This is a genomic window from Trinickia acidisoli (assembly GCF_017315725.1).
Lineage (GTDB): Bacteria > Pseudomonadota > Gammaproteobacteria > Burkholderiales > Burkholderiaceae > Trinickia > Trinickia acidisoli.
Window position 1 is genome coordinate 3,397,740 of sequence record NZ_JAFLRG010000001.1, and the last position, 25,036, is coordinate 3,422,775.

Here is a 25,036-nt window from a genome sequence, read left to right on the forward strand (position 1 = left end):
AGGCATCGAGCGAGCGAAGATGTGGCGAAATTCGCGAACGCTCAGGAAAGCGTTTATTGCTCTCTGGCATTTGAGATGCTATACACCCACCACGGATGCGCCAAAAGAACACGGCGGACGATAAAGCTTTCTGTTTCGACGCCGACAACCAGATAGACCAAGCGGGGAGAACGCAGTGACAATAGCTGCTTGCTATCTTTCGCCTGAGGGCATAGTCTTGGGCGCCGACAGCACCGCCTCGACGGTTGGCCAAGGCGGGATGCATTATTTCAACTTCAACCAAAAGGTGTTTGAAGTTGGGCAGGACAGCACTTTGGGCGTCGTTACGTGGGGACTGGGCAGCCTCGGCTCGCTGAGCCATCGCACGATTCTGGCCCGAGTGGCCGATGGCTTCGTGGCCAATGCGCCAGGTTCGGTCCAGGCCGCCGCCGATGCTTTCATTGACGCATTTTGGGTGGAGTATCAGGCGTTCGCTCCGGTCCAACGATTCAGAGCCCTCAACGCCAAACAGCCATTCGTCCCTGGCGGAAACGCCGGCAACTCGCGCACCGAGCCAGAGGAGAAGGAGTTTGGCAGTCTAAAAGCAGGCCTCGGCGTGGGCTTCTGCGTTGCTGGATATGTTCTATCGAACCGAACCCCTGCTGCGGTGAGCGTATTTTTTGATCCACTCGGGGCCACAAAGCCGGCGGGGCAGGCAATGACCCAAGAGGGATCGGCTTGGTGGGGCGTTCCCAACATCGTCGACCGACTCATTAGCGGGGCGGATGTAAACTTGAAAGGGGCAATCTTGTCCTCGGGGAAGTGGACCGGGACACAGCAGGAACTCGAGCAAGTGGTGGCGACACAATCGCTAAGAGCGGCGTCACTGCCTATCCGGGACGCGATCGATTACGTCTACTCTTGCATTCACTGCACGATCAAAGCCCTAAAATTTTCCAGCCTGCCGCAGGTTTGCGGCGGTCCCATCGAACTTGCGGTCATCACAACCGATAGAAAGTTTAGATGGGTAAGGCACAAACCATTTGATGCAGCTATCAATGACGGAGATTGCGATGACTGATACCACTCAAAACGGCGCCCAACCTGCCACGTCGGCGACCGTCCAACAAGCGGCTGAGCACATGCGGATTGATTTCGCGACCACAGGCGCGTTTCGCCCACAAGACGTGCAGCTTGTGCTCGGCGACATTCGGAGTTCGGTCGTTGTCGCTGCGGTCGACCCGCTAGCAAGCTTCCAGCACAAAGATTGAGTCCTATCAAAGAAGCGACCCCGACCGCTGCTAGGCTGAGATAGGTTGGCTCCTGTGATTTTGGGGGATCTTTGACGCCCCTCCGCGCTTGGCCCATAATCGCGCGAACCTGTGAGCAACCGATGGCGAAACGTCCGCCGCTAGGCCCAAAAGCGCCGGAGTCCTGCATTTTCGAATGAGGAGAGCCGCTCATGGAAACAAGCAACGCCCCTCCCAAGTCAACGCCCGGTGTAAATGAGATGAAGTTGGAAAACCCGCTCGGCCTGGTCTTCGAGACCCCAAAATCCGAAAAGAATCTGCCGAGCGCGACCCTGTTCAGCGCAGACAGACGAGACAATGTCCCAGCCCAACGACGAGCAGAAGAAGACAACGCCGCAGTTTCCTCGTGGAGCCACGGTCCCTTCGCAATCACCCAAATATTGGGTTAAAGAGAAGGATCGGTATCTCCGCCAGCTTTTGATCGGGGACATCGAGGCGCAAACGCAGCGCCCGCTCGTGGTGTATTTTGCCCAGCTTGACCAGCAGATCAATCACACCGACCCGGACGACCTCTCGGAAATTCTGTCTGGCGTGGCCGGCGACAGCGCGGACCTGTTCATCCAGACGCCAGGCGGGGACGTTGACGCCACCGAAAAGCTGATTGGCATTCTTCGGCAACGACTTAAGAGCTGGCGAGTGATTGTTCCCAGTTGGGCTAAATCCGCGGGGACCGTTGTTGCGCTATCGGCTGAGACCATTCTGCTCGGCGTCAACTCGGAACTCGGCCCGATCGACCCGCAGTTTCGCGGTGCCAATGGGATGAATGTCCCATGCGAGATCCTGAGCGCAGACGAGAGCCAGCCGCACCATATCCGACAAATCGCCGGCCTTGCTGTCGCGCGCATGAGGCAGCTCGCACTCTCGATCCTCAAAAAGGGCATGATGAGCGGCAAGGATGAGACAGAAATCCAAGAGATCCTGGCTAAGATTTCCAGCACGAACGGCTACAAGTCCCATGGTGCCGTAATTGACTTCGACGAAGCGAAGAGCCTCGGTTTGGCAGTTCAGTTTCTCTCACCTGACAACGAGCTCTGGAAACGTATTTGGCTGCTTTACTGCATGTATGACTACGACACCAAGGCGCACGCCATCGGGAGGCTCGTGGAAGGCGGGAAGTTCAGCATCGCGCGAGCGAGATAGGATCTAGGATCAGCATGTGCTCTCCGGTAAGGCGCGTGCTCGATGCACGCTCAACTCACCCACTGCCGGCCAAAACCGGCCTCGCTACGGCCGCCTATTGACATACGACCTCCCCAGTGAGATAAAACGCCCGAAAATTAATCAACACTGACGGGGATTCAGACAATGAACGCCAATGGACAAAAATTCAATCTCAGAAAATTGGGCATTGCTCGGCAAGGAGTTCTTTCCAGGAATGGTAAAGATTCTACTGCCATGGTTTTTGTAGGCATTGCAGCCATAATTGGCTTCACCATTCTATTCTATTTTATTAAATAACACTAAAATACGAATTTAGCCACCATATCCAAGACAAAAGCAATAACAACGAACATCGAGCCTTTCTCGCAACACGCAGAAGCGTCAACAAACAACCGAGCCACAAGTCGTGAAAATCTCACGCCACCCTTTATTGCATGAAATTTTAGATTGATTTTGTCCTTATTTAGCAAAATCACGCCTTGCGCGACAAGCATGACCCCCAAGAAATTCAAAATAGAAGAAGCCACCTCTGTATACTCTTGCAACCCATGCAAATCTTCGCGATTATAAAAAATCCGCAATATAATGCAAGTAATACCAGCAAGGACTAGAATAGCAACCGTAAATGTCAGGGTTGAAAATTCAAAATGCGCAATTCTTTTTATACAACCCCACAATCTGAGCGCAACACCTTCAAGCCATTTTTCAATATCAACAAACCGCGCGAGCAATCTTTTCCTAAGAAAAAATAATCTGGCAACAGCGAGTGCGGCGACACCAATCGCCCCTCCGACAATCCAGCTCTTACAACAAATCATCGATAGCTCCCGTTTACGCGTTTGTCGAAAAATCAGCCACCCCATCAAAATCGACAATATGCTCTGGACGGCATCTTATTCGCCAATTGCCGAGCACGCTGCCCCCAACGGCGATAGGTCGTGATACTATCAGTGAGCCGTAGTTCTTCATACGAAAACTTGGCTTGCCAACGCCTAAGCGATTGATCTGGCTGGAGAATTATGCGGAGTGGGTTGTCCTCCCTGATTCGCCACCAGCATTATCAAAGGGTTACAAGCGAAAGCCTGTAACCCTTTTCCGCTTCTGGCTTCTGTGTAGGCACCGTGTAGGCATTTTGGGTCCGCATCGATCAATGTCGATCCATGTCGATGAGCAATGGACGCCGAATCTCCGAGTGTGTGCTTGTGGACATCCACTCGGTGCCCCCACCTCGCCGCCTCGGGCTGCGCTTGTCTCTTTACAGCTTTCACTACGCCGTGCTTCCGTTTCTAGACCTATTGGTCCTCCACCTGTTCGAGATACCCTGGCTACACCTTTGCCCGTTGCGCGGTCAATTCGGTCAGATCGCAGGTCAATGAACCTCGCACTTCTTCCTCCCGAAGCTAACCGTTACCTTCTTGGCCACGATGCCACTGCAATAGTTGGCTGGGTCCATCTTCGACATATCGAGGAGATATCCACGCGGTTGCCCCACCTGTTGATGGATATACTCCGGTGAGTGTCCGTCTCATCTTCCAAGAGTCTTGCAAATGTTGCTACGTCAGGGAGAAGCCCGCAGTCACGACATTGACCGCCAGCTCGCGTGCATCCTCGCGGCGATTGCTGGTGCGCTCAACACTGCGGCCTTCCACGCCGTAGGTTTTTTCTCGGCAAACATGACCGGCAACGTGTCATCGCTCTCGGATCACGCGGCGCTCGGACAGTGGTGGGTGAGCATGTTCTACCTCGCCATTGTCGCCGTATTCATTATCGGCGGCACCGCGTCGACCCTGCTGATCAACGCCGGACGTCGGCGTGCCATCCGCAGCATCTACGCAATCGGTATCCTTGCAGAGGCCATTCTCATGACCGTGCTCGGCCTTGCCGAATGGTCGATCCCCTCCATCGCGCGCGGCCCCGTGCTGATCCTTGGCTTGAGCTTCTTGATGGGAATCCAGAATGCTGTCGTCACGCGCATCTCCGATGCGAGAGTTCGCACCACACACGTTTCAGGCATGTCAACCGACATCGGGATCGAGTTCGGCATGCTCCTCGATATCGTCCGGGGGCGCGAACCCGATGCCGAAGCCGCACCTTATTGGGCAAAGCTAAGGCTGCACGTGCAAACCGTCCTGTCGTTCCTGGCTGGTGGCGTTGCAGGGGTGGTGATCTATCAGGCAATCGGCACACAACTTCTGTTCGCCGCCGCAGTCCTGCTTTTTGCCATGGCCATCGCGGCGATCATCCGTGCTCGGACGCAAAGCGGCCAGGTTTTTACGCCCTGATTTTCCTACCTCGTCCTTGTTTGTCGCGTCCCTGGCCGTCCAATCTCAGTAGTACTTCATTACCGGCGTCTGCCCTGGCGGCAGGCGTCGCCCTGGCTTGCGCTCATCGCCCCGTTTGACGAGGCACAAGAACTGCGAAATCGTATCGCGCACCATCGTTCGATTTTTCGGTGGAGATACAGGGATGACAAGACCGGCAACGCAGTCGTGTGTAGCAACGCGGCTCAAGCCATGCGAGGCCTAATACAGCAAACGAAGCGACTGGAACAAGCGCTTGCGTGGATCAAGCCGGCGGCAAAAGTGCATTGGACAGATAGTTTTGCGCAGCAATGGTTTTCCCAGGTCTGCAGCACGAACGCTTACGTATCGATCGGGCCTTTGCTTTTTCAACATGCCTGAATCGAGTTCGAGCGAGGCGCATCGTCACCGCTCGCGCCTCGCTGGCGCAGGGCGTTGAGCCCCTTAAGACCCAACCTCGAAGTTGATGGTCTGCCCTTCCACGCAAGCGAAATAGCGCGGAATGCCATCGCGGACGACGGTCGCGCCAAAATGCTTCTGGTAGCCGGGGCACGGGTCGCCCCTCAACGTTTGGTTGTTGATCGCAACCTTGCCGTACGGGTTGCTTTCCTCGATCGCGCGTTGAAGCGCATCGGCCACGTCACTGGCAGCCGTTCCATCCGGCGATCCCTGCGCGAGGGCTCCATACACAGCGAATTGCACCTTGAGATTTCCAGCCATTTTGGTCTCCTTGTTACAAGCGTGATGGATGATGTCGAATTCGATATGAAGATACCGAAATCCGGATTGAAAAGTACGCGCGACGTCGGCCTTAAATACTTGTTTTAAACCGAACAGCTAATCACGCGAGAAGAGTATTTCGCTCATCAAGGGTATCGAATAGCTGTTAACTTTGGTAGCAACTGAGATATCAGAAGCGCCGAAGAGTAGATGGTCGCCAGCCGCGCGGGGCCAGGCAGTAGAGGCACGAGCCGCGGACGGTTCCCACAAGTCCTATGCACGCAGAGGTATTTTCTGCCGCCGCGTAGATCACAGACGGCTCGCGTGGATCAAGTCAGAGACAAAAGCGCGTTGGACCCATGGTTTTGCGCGCCCCTACGTCGTCGTATGCCACGGCCGATCCGAAAACTTCGGCTCGCCGTCCGGTGTCGGCTCCCCCTTACGGCATGTCGTTATACACAACGTCGCGGTCACGCCGAGCGGGCGAGAAAGCCTGTTTACTTTCAATGACATAGCGCGGCGCTTGTAAACTGTCGGCGGATGTCGTTTACTTTGCGCTTTTGAGCGCACGCCTTGGTCACCGAATCGACGCCCTGGACACAAACGGAATTCGAGCAACTGGACCTGGGCGACGCGCGCCTGAATAAGCGAGCGAGGCTTTTGATGGAAAGAATGTCGGCCGAGCCGACGGCCAGTGTGCCGCAGGCATGCCATGGTTGGGGCGAAACGATAGCGGCGTACCGCTTCTTCGATAACGAGAAGGTCCAATGGCATGCGATTCTGGAGCCGCATTGGCAGCAGACGCAAAAGCGGATGCGGGCGCATCAGGTCGTGCTCTGTCTTCAAGACACCACCGAGCTTGATTTCAACGGTCAGGAGGCGGTCGGACTGGGTCCGCTGACGTATGAGGCGCAGCGCGGGATGTTCGTTCATCCGACCTATGCGGTGACGCCACAGCGCGAGCCGTTGGGCATCCTGGACGCGTGGATGTGGGCTCGCCAGAAGAAGGACGAGTCGGGAAAGCGCGGTGGCCCGAAGGAAAGTTTGCGTTGGATCGAAGGCTACGAGCGCATCGCCGAGATGGCGCCGGATATGCCCTCGACTCGCCTGGTATATGTGGCGGACCGCGAAGCGGATCTGATGGCGTTGATGGAGCGCGCTGATGCATTGGGCAACCCGGCCGACTGGCTGGTGCGTGCCTCGCATAACCGCAGCTTGCCTGAAGGCGATAAGTTGTGGGAGCGCACGACGTGCGGCGAAGCGGTGGGCGAAATCGCCTTTACGATGGCCGCGCGCCAAGGCCTGAAAGCGCGCACGGTACGCCAGCGCCTGTGGCTTGAGCGTGTGCAGTTGCCCGCCAGCAAAGGGAAAAGCATTGCTGCAACGTGCCTGGTTGCGCGCGAGTTCGACGCGCCTGCCGGCGTCAAACCGATCGAATGGCGCTTGCTGACTAATCGTGGGGCGAGCACGCTCGATGAAGCGATCGAACTGATCGAGTGGTATAGGGCGAGATGGGAAATCGAGATCCTGTTCAACGTTCTGAAGAACGGCTGTGAGGTCGAAGAACTGCAGTTGGGTACGATTGAACGGCTCGAACGCGCGTTGGCGCTGTTTCTGGTGGTGGCCTGGCGTGTGGCTCATTTGATGCGGCTGGGCCGAACCTGCCCCGATCTGGACGCCCATCTGTTCTTCGATCCCGATGAAATTCGCGCTGCCTACCTTCTCACGAAGACCCGTCGCACAGCGCAACCCAAACTCAACGAGGTGCTGCGCTTGATTGCTCGCCGAGGCGGATTCCTAGCACGCAAAAGCGACGGCGAACCCGGTGCGGAAACAATCTGGAAGGGACTCACTCACGTGCGCATCGCCGCAGAAACAATGCGCTTGCTACGCGACGAAGGCGGTGACGAGTCTTATGTATAACGAGGTGCCCTTACGGCTCGCTCCTGCCACGCCAGCACTGATCGCGGCGACGCGACGAGTCAGGCGTGGATGAGTGCGGTAAATCTCGGTGAGAAAGCCAAAAATCGGCGGCACCATGGCTTCCTGTGCCATAAAGGCGTCGCAATTCATCTGGGGGTTGAGACGGCGACAGCCGCATCCCAACATCTGTAGCGCACTGCGCGAAGCGTGCGCATCCTTCGCTAGATAAGCGCCGATACTGTCGCAGGTGTACTCGCGCGAACGCGAATACGCTCGTGCAAGAAACGGAACGACGTGCGCGGGCAGCTTGAGCGCATTGAGCCAGGGATTGAGGTGGCCCGCCGCGTGATGTCCAATCTCGTGACCGATCACGAAACGCACCTGCGCATCGTTGTTCGCCTCGACAAGCGCCGAAGTGAGAAACACGTAGCGTCCACCCAAAAGACGCCGCGCGAAAGCGTTGAAGATGCCGTTCGAGTTGTAGACGAACGCCCGTGGCGGCTCGTGCAAACCCATCTCTCGTGCCCCCTCGACGACCATCGCGTGCAACTCAGGAAATTGACTCGGCCCGACGAGAACCATGTTCCCGAATGCAGAAGCACGGTACGCGGCACTCATTATCCAAATGAAAATCAAGATGCCGACACCATACGCGACACAGGTATGCACGACATGTCCCGTTTTCGGGGCGTTCCAATATTTCGATACCCAGAAGGCAATAGCCGCCCAAAGAATCCAGCCGAACAAGATCATGAGGAACGCGTATCGCTTCTCGTTCTTGTGACGCAGCATGCCAATCAACTGAGACATCGGATTCTCCTCGATCTATCGTATTTTTATAACCCGAACGCAAAAAGAGCCCAAGGGTTCGGCGCGGCGCTGCATGATTTGCGTCAACGTACTTCCAAAGGCTCAATGCCGAGCAACAATAGCAAGCGATATTGCCTTGTGCAAGGCTCGCAAACAGAAGATATCGAGCAATACCCTAGCATCGGTCATTTCGATATCCCAATACCCCATCGCAGAAGAACATGACCCCAAAAGGCTACTGGCGCGGCACAGCCGCCGCCTGTCACTGCAATCGACACGAATACTCGCTGCCCCATGTCCCGTCGTTGCATCTGCGACAGGTATATCGGGGACACCCTGTCACGCCTTGCCCCGGCACCGCGCAGTGATAAACGACGGTGCCATTCGCAACCACACCGTCCGATGCGCGGCAAGCCGCACCGGCAGGCTTAGTGGCTACCGTCTGCGCCGCTTGCGAGCCCTGCGGCCCCGTCTGCACGCATGCGGCCACAAGGAAGACAATCCCAACGGCCCACAACAGCCTCAGGCATCGATTCGAAAACATGGCGGCACCTCCCCGATATTCGAATAACGATCTCCCGCACGACAACCGCCCGAGCATGCAGCGATCGACGCCACATCGATCCGAGCAAGAACCGTCGGCCAACGCGCACTGGCCACGCTCGATGCGTTAGCCTAAGCATAGGCCGTACGACATCACTGTGATCTCAAGACATCTTTTTAAAACGAAGCAGCCGTTACGCGGAAACATCTCGTCGACTTATCGCTTCGGCGGCCTCCAGTGTCAGCGAACGAGCTGTGTCACGTATTCGGGTTGTAGCATTACTTTCCCTGCGATGCCCCTGCACGCCCGGAGGCCCCGATGGACGACAAGCCCTACTCGATGCCCGCGACGAAGCGCTTTCGGCGATTTCGATTCGCATCCGCCGCCGCAGCGATCACTGTGTTCTGCGCGGCGGAATACGCCTCGTCGGCCGCGGCGGCGGCCGGCAACGGCGCGTCGCCCACCGATGTGCTGACCTATCACAACGACCTCGCCCGCACCGGTCAATACTTGGCGGAGACGACGCTCACGCCCGCCAACGTCGACGCCGCCCACTTCGGCAAAGTAGCGTTCCTTGCCGTCGACGGCAAAGTCGATGCGCAACCGCTTTATGTCAGCGGCGTCCCGATAGGTGGCACGATAGGCGGCACGATGAATGGTGCAACGAACGACGCGACGCCTGACATGCACAACATCGTCTACGTCGCGACCGAACACGGCAGCCTCTACGCGTTCGACGCCGATACCCACACGAAACTTTGGCAGCGCTCGCTGCTCGGCCCCGGCGAAAGGACGAGCGACAATCGCCGCTGCACCCAAATCACACCGGAAATCGGCATCACGTCGACCCCCGTCATCGATCGTTCGCGCGGCGAGCACGGCGTGATCTACGCGGTGGCGATGAGCAAGGACAAACACGGTGCGTATCACCAGCGTTTGCATGCCCTCGATCTGTCGACGGGTGACGAAACGCTCGGCGGCCCGAAGGAGATCGCCGCCACCTATCCCGGCCGCGGCGCCAACAGCAAGCACGGCGTCACCGTATTCGATCCGAAGCAATATGCCGAGCGGCAAGCGTTGACGCTCGTCGGCGGCAACCTCTATCTCGCTTGGACGTCTCACTGCGACCACGACCCATACGGCGGCTGGGTCATGGCCTACAGCGCCGACACGCTCGCGCAAACGAGCGTACTCAACCTCACGCCGAACGGCAGCGAAGGCACCGTTTGGATGAGCGGCGCGGGCATGGCATCGGACGGCAGTGCGCTGTATTTTCTCGATGCCAATGGGACCTTCGACACGACGCTGAACACGCAAGGTTTTCCGTCGCGCGGCGACTTCGGCAATGCGTTTCTCAAACTCGCGATTTCGCCCAAACTCGCGGTCGCAGACTATTTCGCGCAATTCAATACCGTTTCCGATTCGGACGAGGACATCGATCTCGGCTCCGGTGGCGCATTGCTTTTGCCCGACCTCGAGGACGCGAACGGCAACGTGCGGCATCTCGTCGTCGGAGCCGGCAAGAATTCGAAAATCTTCGTGCTCGATCGCGACGCGATGGGCAAGTTCAATCGCACGCGCAATGCGGTTTGGCAGGAGGTCGACGGGCAATTGGTCGGCGGTGTGTACAGCATGCCGGCTTATTACGGCAACGTCGTCTACTACGGCGCCGTGGGCGACAGCCTCAGGGCGTTTCCGATTTCATCGGCCCGGCTCGCCGAAACGCCAAGCTCGAAGAGCGACTTCAAATTCCCCTATCCAGGCGCAACGCCTAGCGTCTCGGCGAACGGGAGCCGCGACGCGATCGTCTGGGCCGCCGAGAATGGTCGCGTGGGTGCGCTGCATGCCTTCGACGCGAGCGACCTCGGGCACGAGCTGTACAACAGCAACCAATCGGGATCGAGAGATCGGTTCGGCCCGGGGAATAAATTCATCACGCCGATGATTGCGCATGGGCATGTCTATGTCGGCGCGACGAACGGCGTGGCCGTGTTCGGACTATTGCAGTGAAGCAGCGTGTCTCGACCGATTCGCGCCAAACGGAAAGGAAACTGTAAAATTGCCGTTTCGTCCGGCACGGCCGCGATGCGCGATCGACTATCGACGCCCGCGCAATAACAGGAACAACGCCCCATGCACCAACGCAAGCCCTTGGAAAAACTGCTCGAGCTCTCCCTCTTCAAATCCCGCTGGCTGCTCGCGCCGTTTTACGTCGGCCTCGTCTTCTCGCTCGTGATGTTGCTGATCGCGTTCGTCAGCGAACTCGTTCACGCCTTGACGGGCGCCTTCCACGCCCGGCCCGAGCAGGTCATTCTCGCGACGCTGTCGCTAATCGACCTTTCGCTCGCGGCCAATCTCGTCGTCATCGTAATTTTTTCAGGTTACGAAAACTTCATTTCGAAGATCGATACCGGCGACAGCGAAGACCGCCCGAGTTGGATGGGCACGCTCGATTTCTCGGGATTGAAGATGAAGCTGATCGGCTCGATCGTCGCGATTTCGGCCATCTCGTTGCTGCGCGCGTTCATGAGCCTCACGGAGCAAGATCAACCGCTCGACGAAACACGCATTCGCTGGCTCGTCCTCTTGCATTTGACGTTCATCGTATCGGGCGTGCTGTTCGCGGCGATGGATTGGATCGCGGCGCGCTCGGAGAGTCATTGAGATAGAGATAGCGGGCGGCCGCGGGCCTCCTTCGCCGCGGCATCCGATCAGGCTTGGTGCGCGGGCACGATACACACTTGATTGCGGCCGGCGTGCTTGGCGTCATAAAGCGCCTGGTCCGCATCGGCCACGAGCGCGGCGACGCCCGTCAGTCCGTCGGCGGCCGCGCAGCCGCCCACGCTCACCGTCACCCTCAAAGGGCCCGAAGCCACTTCGAGCGGATCGTTCTCGATCGCGTAGCGAATTTTTTCGGCCACGACGGCGGCGCCTGCTCCGTCGCAATGCGGCAGGATCACCATGAACTCTTCACCGCCGTAGCGGCCGAGGATGTCGCTGTTGCGCAGTTGCGGCGATACCGTCGCGGCGATGTTGCGCAGCACCGCGTCTCCGGTCGGATGGCCGTAGGTATCGTTGATGCGCTTGAAGTGGTCGATGTCGAACAGCAGCACCGCGAACGAATCGCGATGGCGCGTCCAACTGTTGTATTCGGCCTGCAGACGGCGATCGACGTGGCGGCGGTTGTAAAGCCCGGTCAACGCGTCTCGCTCCGACGAATCGCGCAATGCATCGAGCGCGGTCTCGCGCTCCTTCCATGCGACGGCAAGCTCGGTCACGTCAGCGATCGTCACGCAGACGGCGACGACTTCGCCGTTTTCGATCAACGGCATGAACGAGCAATCCTGCTGCATGAGATCGAGCGAGCCCGTGATGGGGCAATCGTGCTCGAACGGCAGCAGCCACGGACGATGCTGCCATGACGAAAACGAGCCGCTGTGCAGCAGAAAGACGGTATCGAACTTGCGCTTGAGCCAGGCGCGCGGCAAGTCGGGAAAGCAATCGAAGAAGCTGCGCCCGATGGCTTGCGCGGCCGGCAGGCCGCTATGCTCGTCCATGAAGCGGTTCCACAGAACGATGCGGTACTCGCGATCCACGGCGAAGATACCGAGCCCGACGCGCTCCAACGCGAGTTCGCTCAGGCGAGCGGTGCCAGGGATGTCCATCTGCGGCTTCGATAAACCCAAAAATCAGCAATCAGAGATTGGCCAGAAAGCCGTCGAGCGCCGCCACGAGCGACTGCACGGCCTTGGCCGTCATCAGCGTCAGCAGGTGCGAGCCGAACACGCCGTCTTCGGTCTGCAAGTTGACTTCGAGCAGTAGCGCTCGATCCCACGGCAGCTTGGCCGGATGCAAGACGTCTTCGAGATCGAGTTGCACGCCCATCAAGCGGGGCGGCGTAAAGGTCGGCAGTTGCCCGAGTTGCTCGAAAAGCCCCGTCAAGCAGGCCCCCGCGATCAGGTTCGCGACGTCGGACAGCACTTCGGCATCCGACATCTCTTCGTCGCTCTCTTCGGCGTGCATCTCTTCCGAGCGGAACACGAACTTCATATGCGCGGCGCTGCGGCTGTCGAACAGCGAAATCGCCTCGCCGGCGATCTCGCACCGAAAGCTTTGGCGCAGCGCCGTCACGGGCTCGGTGAAATCGAGCATGTCGCGCACGGCCGAGGGCAGCGTATCGGTGTCGACCATCCGTATGCGCGGCACCGACAGATGCACGAAGCGTCCCAGCAGCGCGGCAAGTCGCGCGCCCGCTTGGCCCATGCCAATGTTCGCGATCTCTTGCAGCGCGTCCCGATGATCTTCGGTGAGAATGGGCTCACTCATACAATCCGTACTCTTTCAGGACAGGCAAGAGTTTCGCACCCGAAATCGGCTTGTCGATGAAAGCGACGGCACCGAGCGCCTTCACGCGCGCTTTCGCTTCGGGTTGAATATCGGCTGACACGACGATGATGAAGCTGTCGAGTCCTTCCGCCCGTACGGCCTCGAGCACGTCGAAACCCGTCATGCCGGGCATCGTCAGGTCGAGGAACATCACCGAGGCCCGACCCTCGCGGTAGGCTGTCAGTGCGTCGGCACCGTTGGTCGCCTGCGTAATTTCGACGTCCCACGCCTCGGGCAAAGCATTGATCAGCAGTCGGCGGGCGAGCGTCGAATCGTCCACGACTAGTACAGGCAATCCCATATTCGGTTTCCTTCGTAACCACGCCTGATATAACGGCCGAGCGCGGTCGATCTGAAGTACTTATAAACCCGAACGGAGAAAACGTTTACAAATGCGCAAACGTTAGCGGAAACGTTTGTTTTCGGAAATGGGCCGTTTGCGCACTGGTTTTAGAGGCGATTCATTTTTAGGGCCACACCTCTAGTTACACGCGAGGGATCGCACTCGAACGTCGGGAGCAGGCCTTTGAGTTACGCGTCGGCTTTCCCGGACGTATCCAGCGGCGCGTCGGGGGACAAGATGACACCCTTGGCAAAAATGAAGCAGCCGTAGCCGCGCGTTTCGCCCGTCACGATCACGCAATAGGCTTTGCGCGCTCGCGCATAGAAAGCGTGGCGTTCGATCGGCGCGAACAACACTTTGCGCGTTTCGGCCCGATCGACTTCGGCTTGCGCTTCGCGCTGCACGACCGGCAGCGTGTATGGATCGCCGACAACCTCCATGCGCATCGCGGGCGACTCGACATACGTGTCGAGCGGCAGCACGGACAGCACGGCGCGTACGGCTCTCGCCGAATCCACCCCGTCGATGCGCAGCGGCTTGCCCACGATGGTTGCGCGCGCAACCGAATCGGCCGGGAAGTTGGCGTCGCAAATCACGAGTTCGTCGCCATGGCCCATTGCGCGCAGCGCATGCAGTACGTCTGCGTTCAGAAGCGGGTCGAGATGTTTCAGCACAATGTCTCCTCGGTTTCGTTGCTTCGTTTCGTTGCGGCTGCGCCTACGCCTCGATGCGCTTGCGCGTGACGCCGAGCAGCTCTGCCATGGCCGTGCGTGCCGCTTCGGACCGCCGCGTGCGGATCGCATCATAAACGGCCGTATGCTGGTTCAACGCGGCGTTGAAGACGTCGGCGCGCTTGGCGTTGAGCAGCAACTGCGCTTCGAGCGTGCGCTCGATCAACGGCCCGAGCGGCATCAACAGTTCGTTGCTGCACGCAGCCAGTATGCCCAGGTGGAAGTGCAGATCGGCGCGCACCCACTCGTCGACGTTGCGTGCCGCCACCATGGCCGCATGGGCACGCTCGAGCCCATCGATCGTTTCCGGCGTATGCGCGCGCGCGGCCAGTTCCGCCGCGTACGGCTCGACCATCTCGCGCACCTCTTGCAGCTTCAACGCAAACGCGAGCGGCGGCGCGACTTGCGAATACCACTCGAGCAAGTCGGCATCGAGCAGATTCCATGCGCTGCGGCGCCTGACCCGCGTGCCCACCTTCGGCCGCGATTCCACGAGCCCTTTCGACGTCAAGGTCCGAAGCGCCTCGCGCAAGACCGTGCGGCTCACGCCGAACGCCTGCATCAACTCCGCCTCGCGCGGCAACAAAGCGCCGGGCGCGTAATCGCCGCGCAAGATGGCCGTCGCCAGCATGTAGGCGACGCGTCCGTGCAGATCGCGTTGAATCATCGTTCTCCCTGATTGTATTGACCGGCGGCCACCCGCGGCGAGCGTTCGGCCCACGCGGCACGGCGGCGCGACGGCATGCGGGTGAAACGGCCAGCGCCGCGCCGCCTCCCCTGTGCCGATTATCGCGGCCGCCGAGCAAAGCGCAAGCGCTCGTGCCCCATCCCCTGAATAACAAAGTGTTTCACCCTCATTAAATACTATTAATAGTACTACATTGAATTTTGATGTACGATTCGATTTGGGCGCTCTCGCTGCGTCCCTGGCCGCCGTCGTCGCGCGGCTGTTATCGTTGACAAGAAGGAGATTGCGCCCATGAAGATCACGAAGCTCGAGACGTTCGTCGTCCCGCCCCGATGGCTGTTCGTGAAGATCGAGACGGACGAAGGCATCGTCGGCTGGGGCGAACCCGTCATCGAAGGTCGCGCGCAGACGGTCGAGGCCGCCGTGCACGAATTGGCCGACTATCTCGTCGGCAAAGACCCGCGCCACATCGAAGACCACTGGCAGGTCATGTATCGCGCAGGCTTTTATCGGGGCGGCCCGATTCTCATGAGCGCGATCGCCGGCATCGATCAAGCGCTGTGGGACATTCTCGGCAAACATCACGGCGTGCCCGTGCATGCGCTGCTCGGCGGGGCCGTGCGCGATCGCATCAAGGTCTACTCGTGGATCGGCGGCGATCGCCCGCACGACGTCGCCGACAACGCGCGTGCCGTCGTCGAACGCGGCTTCAAGGCGCTCAAGATGAACGGCTCCGAGGAAGTCCAGATCGTCGATACCTACGACAAGGTCGAGCAGGTGATCGCGAACGTCGCCGCGGTGCGTGAAGCGGTGGGCCCGCACGTGGGCATCGGCGTCGATTTTCACGGGCGCATCCACAAGCCGATGGCGAAAGTACTCGCCAAAGAACTCGATCCGTACAAGCTGCTCTTCATCGAAGAGCCCGTGCTGTCGGAAAACGTCGAAGCGCTGCGCGACATCGTGAATCAAACGAATACGCCGATCGCGCTCGGCGAGCGGCTCTACTCGCGCTGGGACTTCAAATCGATCCTCGCGGGCGGCTACGTCGACATCATCCAGCCCGACGCCTCGCACGCGGGCGGCATTACCGAATGCCGCAAGATCGCGTCGATGGCCGAAGCCTACGACGTCGGCCTCGCGCTGCACTGCCCGCTCGGGCCGATCGCGCTCGCGGCATGCCTGCAGCTCGACGCGGTCAGCTACAACGCGTTCATCCAGGAGCAAAGCCTCGGGATTCACTACAACCAAGGCAACGACCTGCTCGACTACCTGCACAACCCCGAAGTCTTCAAGTACGACGGTGGCTTCGTCGCGATCCCGCAGGGCCCCGGACTCGGCATCGACGTCGACGAAGCGAAGGTGCGCGAGATGGCGAAGGTCGGCCATCGCTGGCGCAATCCGGTCTGGCGACACGCCGACGGCAGCGTCGCCGAGTGGTAGCAGCAGCAGGCAAGCGCGGCCTCACAGTCGCGCTTGCGCTTGCACGCGAGGGGCATGCGGCCGCGTCGGCGCTCGCCCCTCGCTCATCCCGACACTGCGGCCGCCATCGTCGCGCTTTAGCGCCGCACGCCACAACACGCCATCGTTCACGGACGCAACACTTTTTGCGGACGGCACGCCCCACCCCGCATTTCATTCGCTTGGCCGCACCCGACAGGGATGCCGAAAGGCTTGTCGCATAAGCGCGCCACCGTGCCGGCGCGACGCATGCCCCTGCATTGGCCCACTCCTTGCATTCCTGCTCCCACAAAACGACAACGTCAGGGAGAGCGGGCCATGGGGGAATTCCTACCGGACTATTTGATCCGCGAGCAAGCAGCCGTGGGCGCGCTCGTCGTGTTCAGCGTATTGCGCGTGCTGGCGGCCGCCACCGCGCTCAGCCGCGGTTGGCCGATCGCCGTCGTCGAGAAATGCGCGATCGGCGTTGCCGCGCTCTACTGCGCGCCGCAGCTCGTGGACGTGCTCTCGCACACTTACGTCGTCCATGCGCCGTCGGCCGAGCTGGAAGGCAAGATCATCGGCGCGGCCCTCGCGCTGTTTCTCTCACCCATCCTCAGTCACAGGCTCGGCTATGAATAACCGCACCCGATCCGGCGCCTGCTTACTCGCGCCGCACCCCGCGCCGCCGAGCGCCCGCGCCCAGGCCCGCGACGGGCGTCGTTCGCAGCGCACGGCGCAGTCGCGCCGCGCCTCGCGGCTCGCCGGCGCGTTCGCCGCTAGGCGCGGCAACGTGCGCACGGGCTCGCGGCCGTCCTCGTCTCGTTAGTGAGACATCGCGGACGAAAACGTCAGGCGTCGGCCGCCGCGCGCAAGATCGCGATCGCACGCGCAGTGCGCGCGGCCGGCTCAATGGGACGGCATCGAGCCGGGCGCCATGTGCGCAAGCACGGCCGCAACGATGAAGATGCCGATCATCACGAGCGCCTCCAAATGCAGCACGTTGTTGAACGTGTGAGCATCCGTGGTCGATGCCGTCCGGCGCAGCCGCGGCAGGGCCAACGTTCGGTTCAACGCGCCGAGCAGCACGGCGAGCAGCACGAGCGCGCCCTTGAGCGTGAGCACGTGCCCCCACCCGCTGCCCGAGAGCGGCGCCAGCGAACCGCCGAGCCCACGCTGCGCGTTGAACAGCCCCGTCGCGACGACGACCACCAACGCCAGCGCCGCCACGTAAGACACGCGCCCGGCGATGCGGATCAGCACGCCGCGTGTCGTCGACGTGTCGAGTGTCGGCAGCACCGAGAGCCCACCGGCGAGAACGACGCCGCCCCAGAGGCCCGTCGATAGAACGTGCAGCGCCTGCACCGCAACGGCAATCGACCACGGGCCCGCGTCGGCCGCGTGCCCGATCGACGCTTTCCCGAGCGCGACGACGAGCGCGGCCAGCCAAAACACGGCCTGACCGGCGCGGCCGCCGCGACTCGCCAGCGCCGTCGCCAACATGAGAATTGCGCCGCCGAACGCGACGCACCACGCATGGCCGACCTGGGTCTGGCCGAGCACGATCGGTATCTCCGGGATCGCGCGCACGAGCGAAAGGCCGCTCATCGACGCGGACTGATACAGAAGCCAGAGCACGTCCGACAGCACGAGCGCGAAGGATGCCGCGACGAGCGACGCGCGTGCGCGCTGCCAGGCGAGCCGTGCGAACTGGCCCTCGAACGCGAGCCAGCGTTCGAGCAGCGTCGAGCCGATCGCGAAGGCATACGTGATGTTCATGAGCGCCGCGAGCGCGACCTGTCCCACCGAGAGTCCCGTCATGTTCATTGGCCTCTCGACCCGTGCGATGGGAAACGAGGAAGCCGCATGCCGCGCGCGCGGCGGTGAAGCGCAAAAAGAAACGTCATTGGAAGAAAATCGAAAGGACGTTGAAATGCACGACGGCCGTGCCGGTGCAACCATGGGCGGCGGGGCTTTGCGCGCGAGCGCCGCAGGCGAGAGTGTACGTGCGAAGAACGCCGCGCGCGAAGGTGTCGAACGCCCATCGGCCACCGTCGATGTGCAAAAAGGAGACACCGATGCGCGAGAGCGCCGCGACCGCGAAACGCGCGCCGCGACGCCGTTACACGCGGCAAATTGTCGCGTCGTCGTGTCTCGACCGGTTCACGGCGCTTCCGGCAAATAGCCGATGCCCCCCATCGATGATAGAATGCTGCGTCGCAGCGCCCGGCCTGCTCGAGCGCCTGGCCGACGGCTTGCCTGCCGCGACGACCGCTGCAACATCGCGCATCGAACCACCCATATCAAGCCGCAGAGCCATACCGAGCCGATCGTAGCCCGGTAGGTCCCCGAATAACGATGGAGTTACGCGTGTCTTCCAGACGCATTTTCCGCCCGCTACTCGCCCTTCTCTTGATTGGCGGTGCCGGTGCTTACAGCGCAGCACAAGCTCAGAGTCAGCCCAAAGCCCCCGACACGATGGAGCAGCGCGTGCAAGGCTGCACGGCCTGCCACGGTTCACACGGCCAAGGCACTGATAACGACTACTTCCCGCGCCTCGCGGGCAAGCCGGCCCAATATCTGTACAACCAGCTCGAGAACTTCCGCGCGGGCCGGCGCAAGTACCCGCCGATGAACTACCTCGTCACGTACCTCTCCGACGACTACCTGCGCCAGATCGCGACGTACTTCTCGCAGCAGCGTCCGCCGTACCCGACGCCGTCCAAGCCCACGGTATCGAACGACGTGCTCGCGCGCGGCAAGGAAATCGTCCTGCACGGCGTCGCGGCGCAGAACGTGCCCGCTTGCGCGGCCTGCCACGGCAAGGCGCTGACGGGCATGGAACCTGCCATCCCGGGCCTCGTCGGCTTGCATAGCGATTACATCAGCGCGCAGCTCGGCGCATGGCGTTCGGGCACGCGCCACGCGATCGCCCCCGATTGCATGCACGAAATCGCGTCGCGCCTGACGGACGAAGACGTGACGGCAGTCGCCGCGTGGCTGTCGACGCAACCCGCCCCGTCCAACCCCGTTCCGGCTCCGGCCCGCTCGATGAAGACTCCGCTTGCCTGCGGTAGCGAACCACAGTAAGCGCGAGGAGAGACACACCTATGAAACGCAAGTCCCTGTTCGCTCTATCGGCGCTCGTCGTTGCCGCCGCCGCGCTCGTGCCCGTCCTCTGGTCGGGCAGTGACAACCTGCACAACGGTTCGGCCGAAGCGGCCACTCCGGCCGATCAAGCCGCGCTGATCAAGCGCGGCGAGTATCTCGCGCGCGCCGGCGACTGTATCGCCTGCCACACAGTGCGCGGCGGTCAACAGTTCGCCGGCGGCCTGCCGATGGCCACGCCGTTCGGCACGCTCTATACGCCGAACATCACGCCCGACGATCAATACGGTATCGGCAAGTGGTCGGCCGACGACTTCTACCGCGCGCTCCACACGGGCCGGTCGAAGGACGGCAGCCTGCTTTATCCGGCGTTCCCGTTCGCGAGCTACACGAAGGTCACGCGCGCCGATTCGGACGCGATCTACGCCTACCTGCGCTCGGTGCCGCCGGTGGCCGTGCCGAGCCGTCCGCACGAGTTGCGCTTCCCGTTCAACAACCGCAATCTGTTGATCGGCTGGCGTACGCTGTTCTTCCGTGAAGGCACGTACAAGGACGATCCGACGAAATCGGTCGAATGGAACCGCGGCGCGTATTTGATCGAAGGCCTCGGCCACTGCACGATGTGCCATACGTCGATCAATCTGATGGGCGGCCCCGTGAATTCGTCGGCATTCGCCGGCGGCTTGATCCCGTTGCAGAACTGGTATGCGCCGTCGCTGACGTCGAATAAGGAAGCCGGTCTCGGCGAATGGGACATCAAGGACATCGGCGATCTGCTCAAGAACGGCGTCTCCGAGCGCGGCGCCGTGTTCGGTCCGATGGCCGAGGTCGTCCACAACAGCCTGCAGTACATGTCGGACGAAGACATCCGCTCGATGGCGACGTACCTGAAGACGATCCCGCAAAAGCACGAAGCGCCCGAGACGATGCAGTACGAAACGTCGGAGAAGTTTGGCGACGAGTTGCTGCAAACGGGTAAGAAGATCTTCGGCGACAACTGCGCGAAGTGCCACGCCGACAACGGCCTCGGCAAACCGCCGGCCTACCCGCCGCTCGCGAACAACCAGTCGATTCAGATGCCCTCGGCGGTCAACCCGATCCGCATGGTGCTGAACGGTGGCTATCCGCCGAGCACGGAAGGCAATCCGCATCCGTACGGCATGCCGCCGTTCGCGCAATCGCTGTCGAACGAGGAAGTTGCGGCTGTCGTCACGTACATCCGGATGTCGTGGGGCAACCACGGTACGCCGGTGTCGCCGCAGCAAGTAAGCGATCTGCGCTCGGCGCCGCTCGATTAATTGCATGACGCTACTCGGGCGCGGTCACGCGGGCAACCGCGGCCGCGCCCTTCTCATTTCAGGCGCAGGCACATCCGTTGCGCCCTGGATTCACGCGGCCAACCGGCGCCACGAACGCCGAGTCCGAGCAAGCCGTCCTCGCGCTTGCATCGAGACCACCGCCGGCCGCCTCACCGCATTGCAAAGAACCCTTTATGTCATTCGATTCCCTAGGCTTGTCCGAACCGCTGGTGCGAGCCGTCAATGAGCTCGGCTATACGTCGCCGACGCCGATTCAACAACAGGCCATCCCCGCCGTGCTCGGTGGCGGCGACCTCCTCGCCGGCGCCCAAACCGGAACCGGCAAGACGGCCGGGTTCACGCTGCCGATCCTGCAGCGTCTAAGCGTCACGCCCGCACCGGGCGGCGCAGCCGGCAAACGCGTGGTACGCGCGCTGATCCTGACGCCGACGCGCGAGCTCGCAGCCCAAGTCGAAGAAAGCGTGCGTGCCTACGGCAAGTACCTGAAGCTCAAATCGACGGTGTTGTTCGGCGGCGTGGGCATCAACCCGCAAATCGACGCCCTCAAGCGCGGCGTCGATATCGTCGTCGCGACGCCGGGGCGATTGCTCGACCACATGCAGCAAAAGACGATCGACGTCTCCAAGCTCGAGATCCTCGTGCTCGACGAGGCCGATCGCATGCTGGACATGGGCTTCATCCACGACATCAAGCGTGTGCTCGCGCGTTTGCCCGCAAAACGGCAGAATCTGCTGTTCTCGGCGACGTTCTCCGACGAGATCAAAGCCCTCGCGGATAGCCTGCTCGACGCGCCGGCGCTGATCGAGGTGGCTCGCCGCAATACGACGGCCGAGCTCGTCGCACAAAAGATTCACCCGGTCGATCGCGACCGCAAGCGCGAGTTGCTCACGCATCTGATTCGCCAGCACGCGTGGTTCCAAGTGCTCGTCTTCACGCGCACGAAGCACGGGGCGAACCGGCTCGCCGAGCAACTGACGAAAGACGGGGTCAGCGCGCTCGCGATCCACGGCAACAAGAGCCAATCGGCGCGTACGCGCGCGCTGGCCGAATTCAAGGACGGCACGCTGCAAGTGCTCGTTGCGACCGACATCGCCGCGCGCGGCATCGACATCGATCAGTTGCCGCACGTCGTCAACTACGATCTGCCGAACGTACCGGAAGACTACGTGCATCGCATCGGCCGCACGGGCCGCGCGGGAGCGAGCGGTGAGGCGGTGTCGCTCGTCTGCGTCGACGAACGGCAGTTGCTCAAGGACATCGAGAAGTTGATCAAGCGCACGATCGAGCAGGAAGTCATCGCCGGCTTCGAGCCCGATCCGAATGCGAAGCCCGAGCCGATTCAGCAGCGGGGAGGCCGAGGAAATACGGGCCGTCAGCCCCGCACGAGCGAGCAGCCCAAGCACAACGCACGCCCGCAGGGCGGCCAGCAAGCATCGCGACCCACTGCGCCTCGACGCGACGGGCAAGGCGGCCAAGAAAACGAGCAGGGAAACCGCCCGGCTAAGCCGCAAGGGCAGAAGGCGAAAACGGCGCAGCCGCAAGGCCGGCCGCAGGGGCAAGGTAAGCCGCAGGGGCAGGGCAAGTCGCAAGGGCCAGGCCGTTCGCAGTCCCAAGCCAAGCCGCAAGGGCGCGCCGCACAGCCGCAAGGTCAGCAGCCGGCGCGCGGCGCTGGGCACGAAAAAACCGAAGGACAGCGTCGTAATGCGGGGAGTGATGCGGCGGCCGGCCAAGATGATCGTCGGCGCCAGCAAAACGATCCGGGCGCGTTGCTTGGCGGCAAAACGCGCAAAGCTGCGCCGACGCGCAACGTTCAGCGCGGCTGATCAGCCGCGCCGCTTTTGGCGGCAAGCAGGCGCTTGGCTGCTTGCCGACGTCCTGCTGGCAGCCAGCCCGTGCGGCAATCGGCACTTGCCGACCGTTTGCGGCCTGCCAGCCGTCAAGCCCTTCGCCGCTCCCACCCGCCCCTCGCCAGCCGTCAGTCCCTCGCCGGCGGGGCGGCTGCTTGCCGTCGGTTGGCTACTTGCCGCAATTCGTCGACCTGCCGCTGCCAACGATCGAGCACGGCTTGCTGCTCGCCGGCCTGCCCCGAGAGGTCGAAGGCGATGCCGCTCGTGAGGCGCGCATAGCCTACCTCCTGAGCTTCGCCGGCGTCGATCGACGCAACGAACAGCGCAAGGCCACTGCGCGCCGCTTCCCCGCCTTCGCTCATGGGTTCGACCGCCAACTGCACTTGATAGAACGCGCCGTCGTGCACGAACGTGAGCGCGGCGCGTATGCGTCGATGCTCGTTGTCGAGCGCCGGCGCGTGGACCGCCTGCTCTTGGCCCCCCTTGAGCGTGCGCGCGGCACGCGAAGTGGGCCAGAGCGCAAACGCGAGCGATCGAGCATCGGGCGCGTACAACTCGCCGATGCCAAGCAGGGAGGTGCGCAGATGCCCACCGGCATCGCGCGTGATCAAGGACGCCGTGAAGCCGATCTTCGCTACGAGCGTCGTGCCGTCGAACAGCGCTCGCAGTGCGGGCGGCCATTCATCGAATGCGCGCTGATCGAGCGCACGGGCCGCGTGCGGTTCACCGGAAGAAGACATGCTGCGCGACTTTGGCGAGCGGGTAATGCACACCGGATTGGAGGCGCGCGGGAATATCGAGCGGCTTGAGCAGCATCTTCACGCACATGTCGGCGGACAAATTGCGCCGCACGAGCGAACTGATGCGCGCGGCCTTTTCGCGGTTATAGGCCGAATCGTGCACGCGCTCGGGATAGCGAATCGCGAACACGTGACGCAGCGCAATCTCCGAATCCTCGCTCTTGATTTCCATCACGCGCCGCATCAGCGCGCCCAGCACGGCAAGCCGGCCGTTGCCTTCGATCACGTTGTACTTCTTGAAGTATTTGAAAAAGTGCTTGTAGTGGCGCACTTCGTCGGTGCGGATGTGATCGGTGAGTTCCTTGAGGACGGGCTCGTCGGAGCATTCATTGATCGCACGATACAGCGTGGCAGTGCCCGTCTCGACGACGCAGCGCGCGACCATCTCGAGCGCGCGGGTCTTTTCGAACTCTTCCATCGAGCAGGTTTTCGAATACTCGTCGAAGAAGTGGCGAAACGCCGTGTCCCAATCGAATTCAGGCCACACATACGCGATGTAGGCTTTCAGTGCACGGCCGTGCTGCAGTTCCTCGGGCTCCCATTCATGGTTCAGCCATGCGGAGACTTCGGGGTCGCCGTCGAAGTAGGCCGTGAGGTTGCTCGTATAGAGATCGGTGCCGCTCTCGATGAACGACGCCGCGCACAGCAACAGCAACAAATCTTCGTTGGCTGCGGCACGCTGACGATCGATGCGCGTCAGATCGATGTCTTCGATGCGCCAAGGCATCACGTGGTCGGAGTCGATAGTCATGACGTTGCGCTCCCAAAACCGCATGCATCGCTCCCAAGTTGCGCGGCGGGTACCCACGCGCAGAAACCGGTTGCAGATATCGAAATGCGGTACGGTGAATGTCGTTAAACGTTATACCCCCGGATCTTAGCCGGAGTTCCGCGAATGTGCTTTCACACTGTGCACAGACCACCGATGCATGAGCGCAGTTCCGAAAGCGGTGCAGCCGGGAACAACGACCGTATTACGATGTGTTAGACGATTGATTCCAATGACGGAAAATGACGACAGTGCGGGGAGTACCGGGACGCAAAGCCACGATCACGAGCGCGGGCTTAAAAAAGGGTTCAAACACCTGACGCTGCCGTCGAACTCGCCTGATGAACTCGCCTGGCAGGCCGGCGTTGGAGCCGGTGGCCATCGTCGCTGAGATACAAGAAAGAGCGCAAGACACGGACCAAGCAGCACGAACGAACGCCCTATGACTTCCTTTTCTTCAGCGTATAGGCGAACAACGCGTACTGCGTGTTCGTATCGGGATCGAAGTAGCCGCCTCTTCCAAGCTCCGATGCACGAAGGTCCAATCGTCTTCCCATTGCACGCGATTCGAATACTGCGGCATCGCTTCGCGCAAATCGAACCGATAAGCACCCTGCGCCTGCGGATGCTGATCGAAGACGTCGGCGACGATTTGCTCGCCCGTTTGTTCCTGCCAATCGCGCATATCGCGTCGCAGCGGCGTATCGAGTCGAATCAAACGGCCACGCTGCGAACCCCTAGCGTATGCCGCCTCGAAACGCGCATTGAAATCCATGCCGATCTTTTCCTCGGTTCAAAGCCAACCCGCTTTTTATGAGGCATGGATTCGAATGAACGTGACGCGCCAAACGACGACACAGC

The 25,036-nt window shown here is 61.1% G+C and carries 25 protein-coding genes and 1 pseudogene; 14 read left to right on the forward strand and 12 right to left on the reverse strand.

Annotation, left to right across the window (positions count from 1 at the left end):
* The first annotated feature begins 175 nt into the window (after window positions 1–175).
* From J3485_RS15555 to J3485_RS15565, 3 genes are all read left to right on the forward strand, one after another.
* On the forward strand, window positions 176–1,060 hold the full coding sequence (locus J3485_RS15555; protein WP_206954140.1) for a hypothetical protein: 885 nt from the start codon (window positions 176–178) through the stop codon (window positions 1,058–1,060).
* Window positions 1,053–1,250: a hypothetical protein gene (locus J3485_RS15560; protein ID WP_206954142.1), complete on the forward strand. Its 198-nt coding sequence runs from the start codon at window positions 1,053–1,055 to the stop codon at window positions 1,248–1,250. The genes J3485_RS15555 and J3485_RS15560 overlap by 8 nt, the downstream gene beginning before the upstream one ends.
* Window positions 1,251–1,586: 336 nt before the next feature.
* Complete coding sequence (locus tag J3485_RS15565) at window positions 1,587–2,429, forward strand: SDH family Clp fold serine proteinase (RefSeq protein WP_206954145.1); 843 nt, start codon at window positions 1,587–1,589, stop codon at window positions 2,427–2,429.
* Between the two features lie 320 nt (window positions 2,430–2,749).
* Here the strand turns inward: J3485_RS15565 and J3485_RS15570 are convergent, their stop codons facing one another.
* Window positions 2,750–3,313 (reverse strand): hypothetical protein, encoded by a 564-nt coding sequence (locus J3485_RS15570; RefSeq protein WP_206954147.1) that lies wholly within the window; start codon window positions 3,311–3,313, stop codon window positions 2,750–2,752.
* 684 nt (window positions 3,314–3,997) lie between these two features.
* Between J3485_RS15570 and J3485_RS15575 the strand changes: the two genes are divergently transcribed.
* Entirely contained in the window at window positions 3,998–4,732 is a 735-nt protein-coding gene (locus J3485_RS15575; RefSeq protein ID WP_206954149.1) for a YoaK family protein, read from the forward strand.
* Window positions 4,733–5,194: 462 nt separating this feature from the next.
* Here the strand turns inward: J3485_RS15575 and J3485_RS15580 are convergent, their stop codons facing one another.
* Window positions 5,195–5,470 (reverse strand): hypothetical protein, encoded by a 276-nt coding sequence (locus tag J3485_RS15580; RefSeq protein WP_206954151.1) that lies wholly within the window; start codon window positions 5,468–5,470, stop codon window positions 5,195–5,197.
* 573 nt (window positions 5,471–6,043) lie between these two features.
* Between J3485_RS15580 and J3485_RS15585 the strand changes: the two genes are divergently transcribed.
* Window positions 6,044–7,393 (forward strand): IS4 family transposase, encoded by a 1,350-nt coding sequence (locus J3485_RS15585; protein WP_206954153.1) that lies wholly within the window; start codon window positions 6,044–6,046, stop codon window positions 7,391–7,393.
* On the opposite strand, the gene J3485_RS15590 is transcribed toward J3485_RS15585, so the two are convergent.
* Window positions 7,358–8,203, reverse strand: coding sequence for a M48 family metallopeptidase (locus J3485_RS15590; protein WP_206954155.1), 846 nt, complete (start codon window positions 8,201–8,203; stop codon window positions 7,358–7,360). The two genes, J3485_RS15585 and J3485_RS15590, sit on opposite strands and share 36 nt — an antisense overlap.
* Before the next feature lie 862 nt (window positions 8,204–9,065).
* Between J3485_RS15590 and J3485_RS15595 the strand changes: the two genes are divergently transcribed.
* Both J3485_RS15595 and J3485_RS15600 read left to right on the forward strand, forming a co-directional pair.
* A complete protein-coding gene (locus tag J3485_RS15595) occupies window positions 9,066–10,757 on the forward strand; it encodes a PQQ-binding-like beta-propeller repeat protein (protein ID WP_206954157.1) in 1,692 nt (563 codons plus the stop codon).
* Window positions 10,758–10,880: 123 nt separating this feature from the next.
* On the forward strand, window positions 10,881–11,411 hold the full coding sequence (locus J3485_RS15600; RefSeq protein ID WP_206954166.1) for a TIGR00645 family protein: 531 nt from the start codon (window positions 10,881–10,883) through the stop codon (window positions 11,409–11,411).
* A 47-nt stretch (window positions 11,412–11,458) separates the two neighbouring features.
* On the opposite strand, the gene J3485_RS15605 is transcribed toward J3485_RS15600, so the two are convergent.
* From J3485_RS15605 to J3485_RS15625, 5 genes are all read right to left on the reverse strand, one after another.
* Entirely contained in the window at window positions 11,459–12,412 is a 954-nt protein-coding gene (locus tag J3485_RS15605) for a sensor domain-containing diguanylate cyclase (RefSeq protein WP_206954173.1), read from the reverse strand.
* Window positions 12,413–12,443: 31 nt separating this feature from the next.
* Window positions 12,444–13,073 carry a chemotaxis protein CheC gene (locus J3485_RS15610; RefSeq protein WP_206954185.1) on the reverse strand — a complete coding sequence of 210 codons (630 nt, stop codon included), beginning with the start codon at window positions 13,071–13,073 and terminating at the stop codon, window positions 12,444–12,446.
* Window positions 13,066–13,434, reverse strand: coding sequence for a response regulator (locus J3485_RS15615; RefSeq protein ID WP_206954194.1), 369 nt, complete (start codon window positions 13,432–13,434; stop codon window positions 13,066–13,068). The genes J3485_RS15610 and J3485_RS15615 overlap by 8 nt, the downstream gene beginning before the upstream one ends.
* Before the next feature lie 230 nt (window positions 13,435–13,664).
* Window positions 13,665–14,150: an RbsD/FucU family protein gene (locus J3485_RS15620; protein ID WP_206954196.1), complete on the reverse strand. Its 486-nt coding sequence runs from the start codon at window positions 14,148–14,150 to the stop codon at window positions 13,665–13,667.
* A gap of 43 nt (window positions 14,151–14,193) precedes the next feature.
* The gene (locus J3485_RS15625) at window positions 14,194–14,874 is read right to left on the reverse strand and encodes a FadR/GntR family transcriptional regulator (RefSeq protein ID WP_206954198.1); all 681 of its coding nucleotides are present in this window, start codon (window positions 14,872–14,874) and stop codon (window positions 14,194–14,196) included.
* 285 nt (window positions 14,875–15,159) lie between these two features.
* On the opposite strand from J3485_RS15625, the gene dgoD reads away from it, so the two are divergent.
* A complete protein-coding gene (gene dgoD / locus J3485_RS15630; RefSeq protein WP_309477045.1) occupies window positions 15,160–16,335 on the forward strand; it encodes a galactonate dehydratase in 1,176 nt (391 codons plus the stop codon).
* 336 nt (window positions 16,336–16,671) lie between these two features.
* Window positions 16,672–16,974 (forward strand): hypothetical protein, encoded by a 303-nt coding sequence (locus tag J3485_RS15635; protein ID WP_206954208.1) that lies wholly within the window; start codon window positions 16,672–16,674, stop codon window positions 16,972–16,974.
* 267 nt (window positions 16,975–17,241) lie between these two features.
* On the opposite strand, the gene J3485_RS15640 is transcribed toward J3485_RS15635, so the two are convergent.
* Window positions 17,242–18,159, reverse strand: a complete 918-nt coding sequence (locus J3485_RS15640; protein ID WP_206954211.1) for a CopD family protein — start codon at window positions 18,157–18,159, stop codon at window positions 17,242–17,244.
* Here J3485_RS15640 and J3485_RS15645 point away from each other — a divergent pair.
* From J3485_RS15645 to J3485_RS15660, 4 genes are all read left to right on the forward strand, one after another.
* Window positions 18,110–18,517 carry a hypothetical protein gene (locus J3485_RS15645; protein ID WP_206954213.1) on the forward strand — a complete coding sequence of 136 codons (408 nt, stop codon included), beginning with the start codon at window positions 18,110–18,112 and terminating at the stop codon, window positions 18,515–18,517. The genes J3485_RS15640 and J3485_RS15645 overlap by 50 nt on opposite strands.
* Before the next feature lie 173 nt (window positions 18,518–18,690).
* Window positions 18,691–19,422 (forward strand): c-type cytochrome, encoded by a 732-nt coding sequence (locus J3485_RS15650; protein ID WP_206954215.1) that lies wholly within the window; start codon window positions 18,691–18,693, stop codon window positions 19,420–19,422.
* A gap of 20 nt (window positions 19,423–19,442) precedes the next feature.
* A complete protein-coding gene (locus J3485_RS15655) occupies window positions 19,443–20,738 on the forward strand; it encodes a c-type cytochrome (RefSeq protein ID WP_206954217.1) in 1,296 nt (431 codons plus the stop codon).
* A gap of 194 nt (window positions 20,739–20,932) precedes the next feature.
* Window positions 20,933–22,582: a DEAD/DEAH box helicase gene (locus J3485_RS15660; RefSeq protein WP_206954226.1), complete on the forward strand. Its 1,650-nt coding sequence runs from the start codon at window positions 20,933–20,935 to the stop codon at window positions 22,580–22,582.
* Window positions 22,583–22,734: 152 nt separating this feature from the next.
* On the opposite strand, the gene J3485_RS15665 is transcribed toward J3485_RS15660, so the two are convergent.
* Entirely contained in the window at window positions 22,735–23,346 is a 612-nt protein-coding gene (locus J3485_RS15665; RefSeq protein WP_206954227.1) for a hypothetical protein, read from the reverse strand.
* The gene (locus J3485_RS15670) at window positions 23,330–24,133 is read right to left on the reverse strand and encodes a ferritin-like domain-containing protein (protein ID WP_374192443.1); all 804 of its coding nucleotides are present in this window, start codon (window positions 24,131–24,133) and stop codon (window positions 23,330–23,332) included. Before J3485_RS15670 ends, J3485_RS15665 begins: the two co-directional genes overlap by 17 nt.
* A 274-nt stretch (window positions 24,134–24,407) precedes the next feature.
* Between J3485_RS15670 and J3485_RS15675 the strand changes: the two genes are divergently transcribed.
* Window positions 24,408–24,566 (forward strand): hypothetical protein, encoded by a 159-nt coding sequence (locus tag J3485_RS15675; protein ID WP_206954238.1) that lies wholly within the window; start codon window positions 24,408–24,410, stop codon window positions 24,564–24,566.
* 120 nt (window positions 24,567–24,686) lie between these two features.
* On the opposite strand, the pseudogene J3485_RS15680 reads toward J3485_RS15675, so the two are convergent.
* Window positions 24,687–24,950, reverse strand: a pseudogene (locus J3485_RS15680) (contractile injection system protein, VgrG/Pvc8 family); the annotation flags it as partial.
* Window positions 24,951–25,036: the final 86 nt, after the last annotated feature.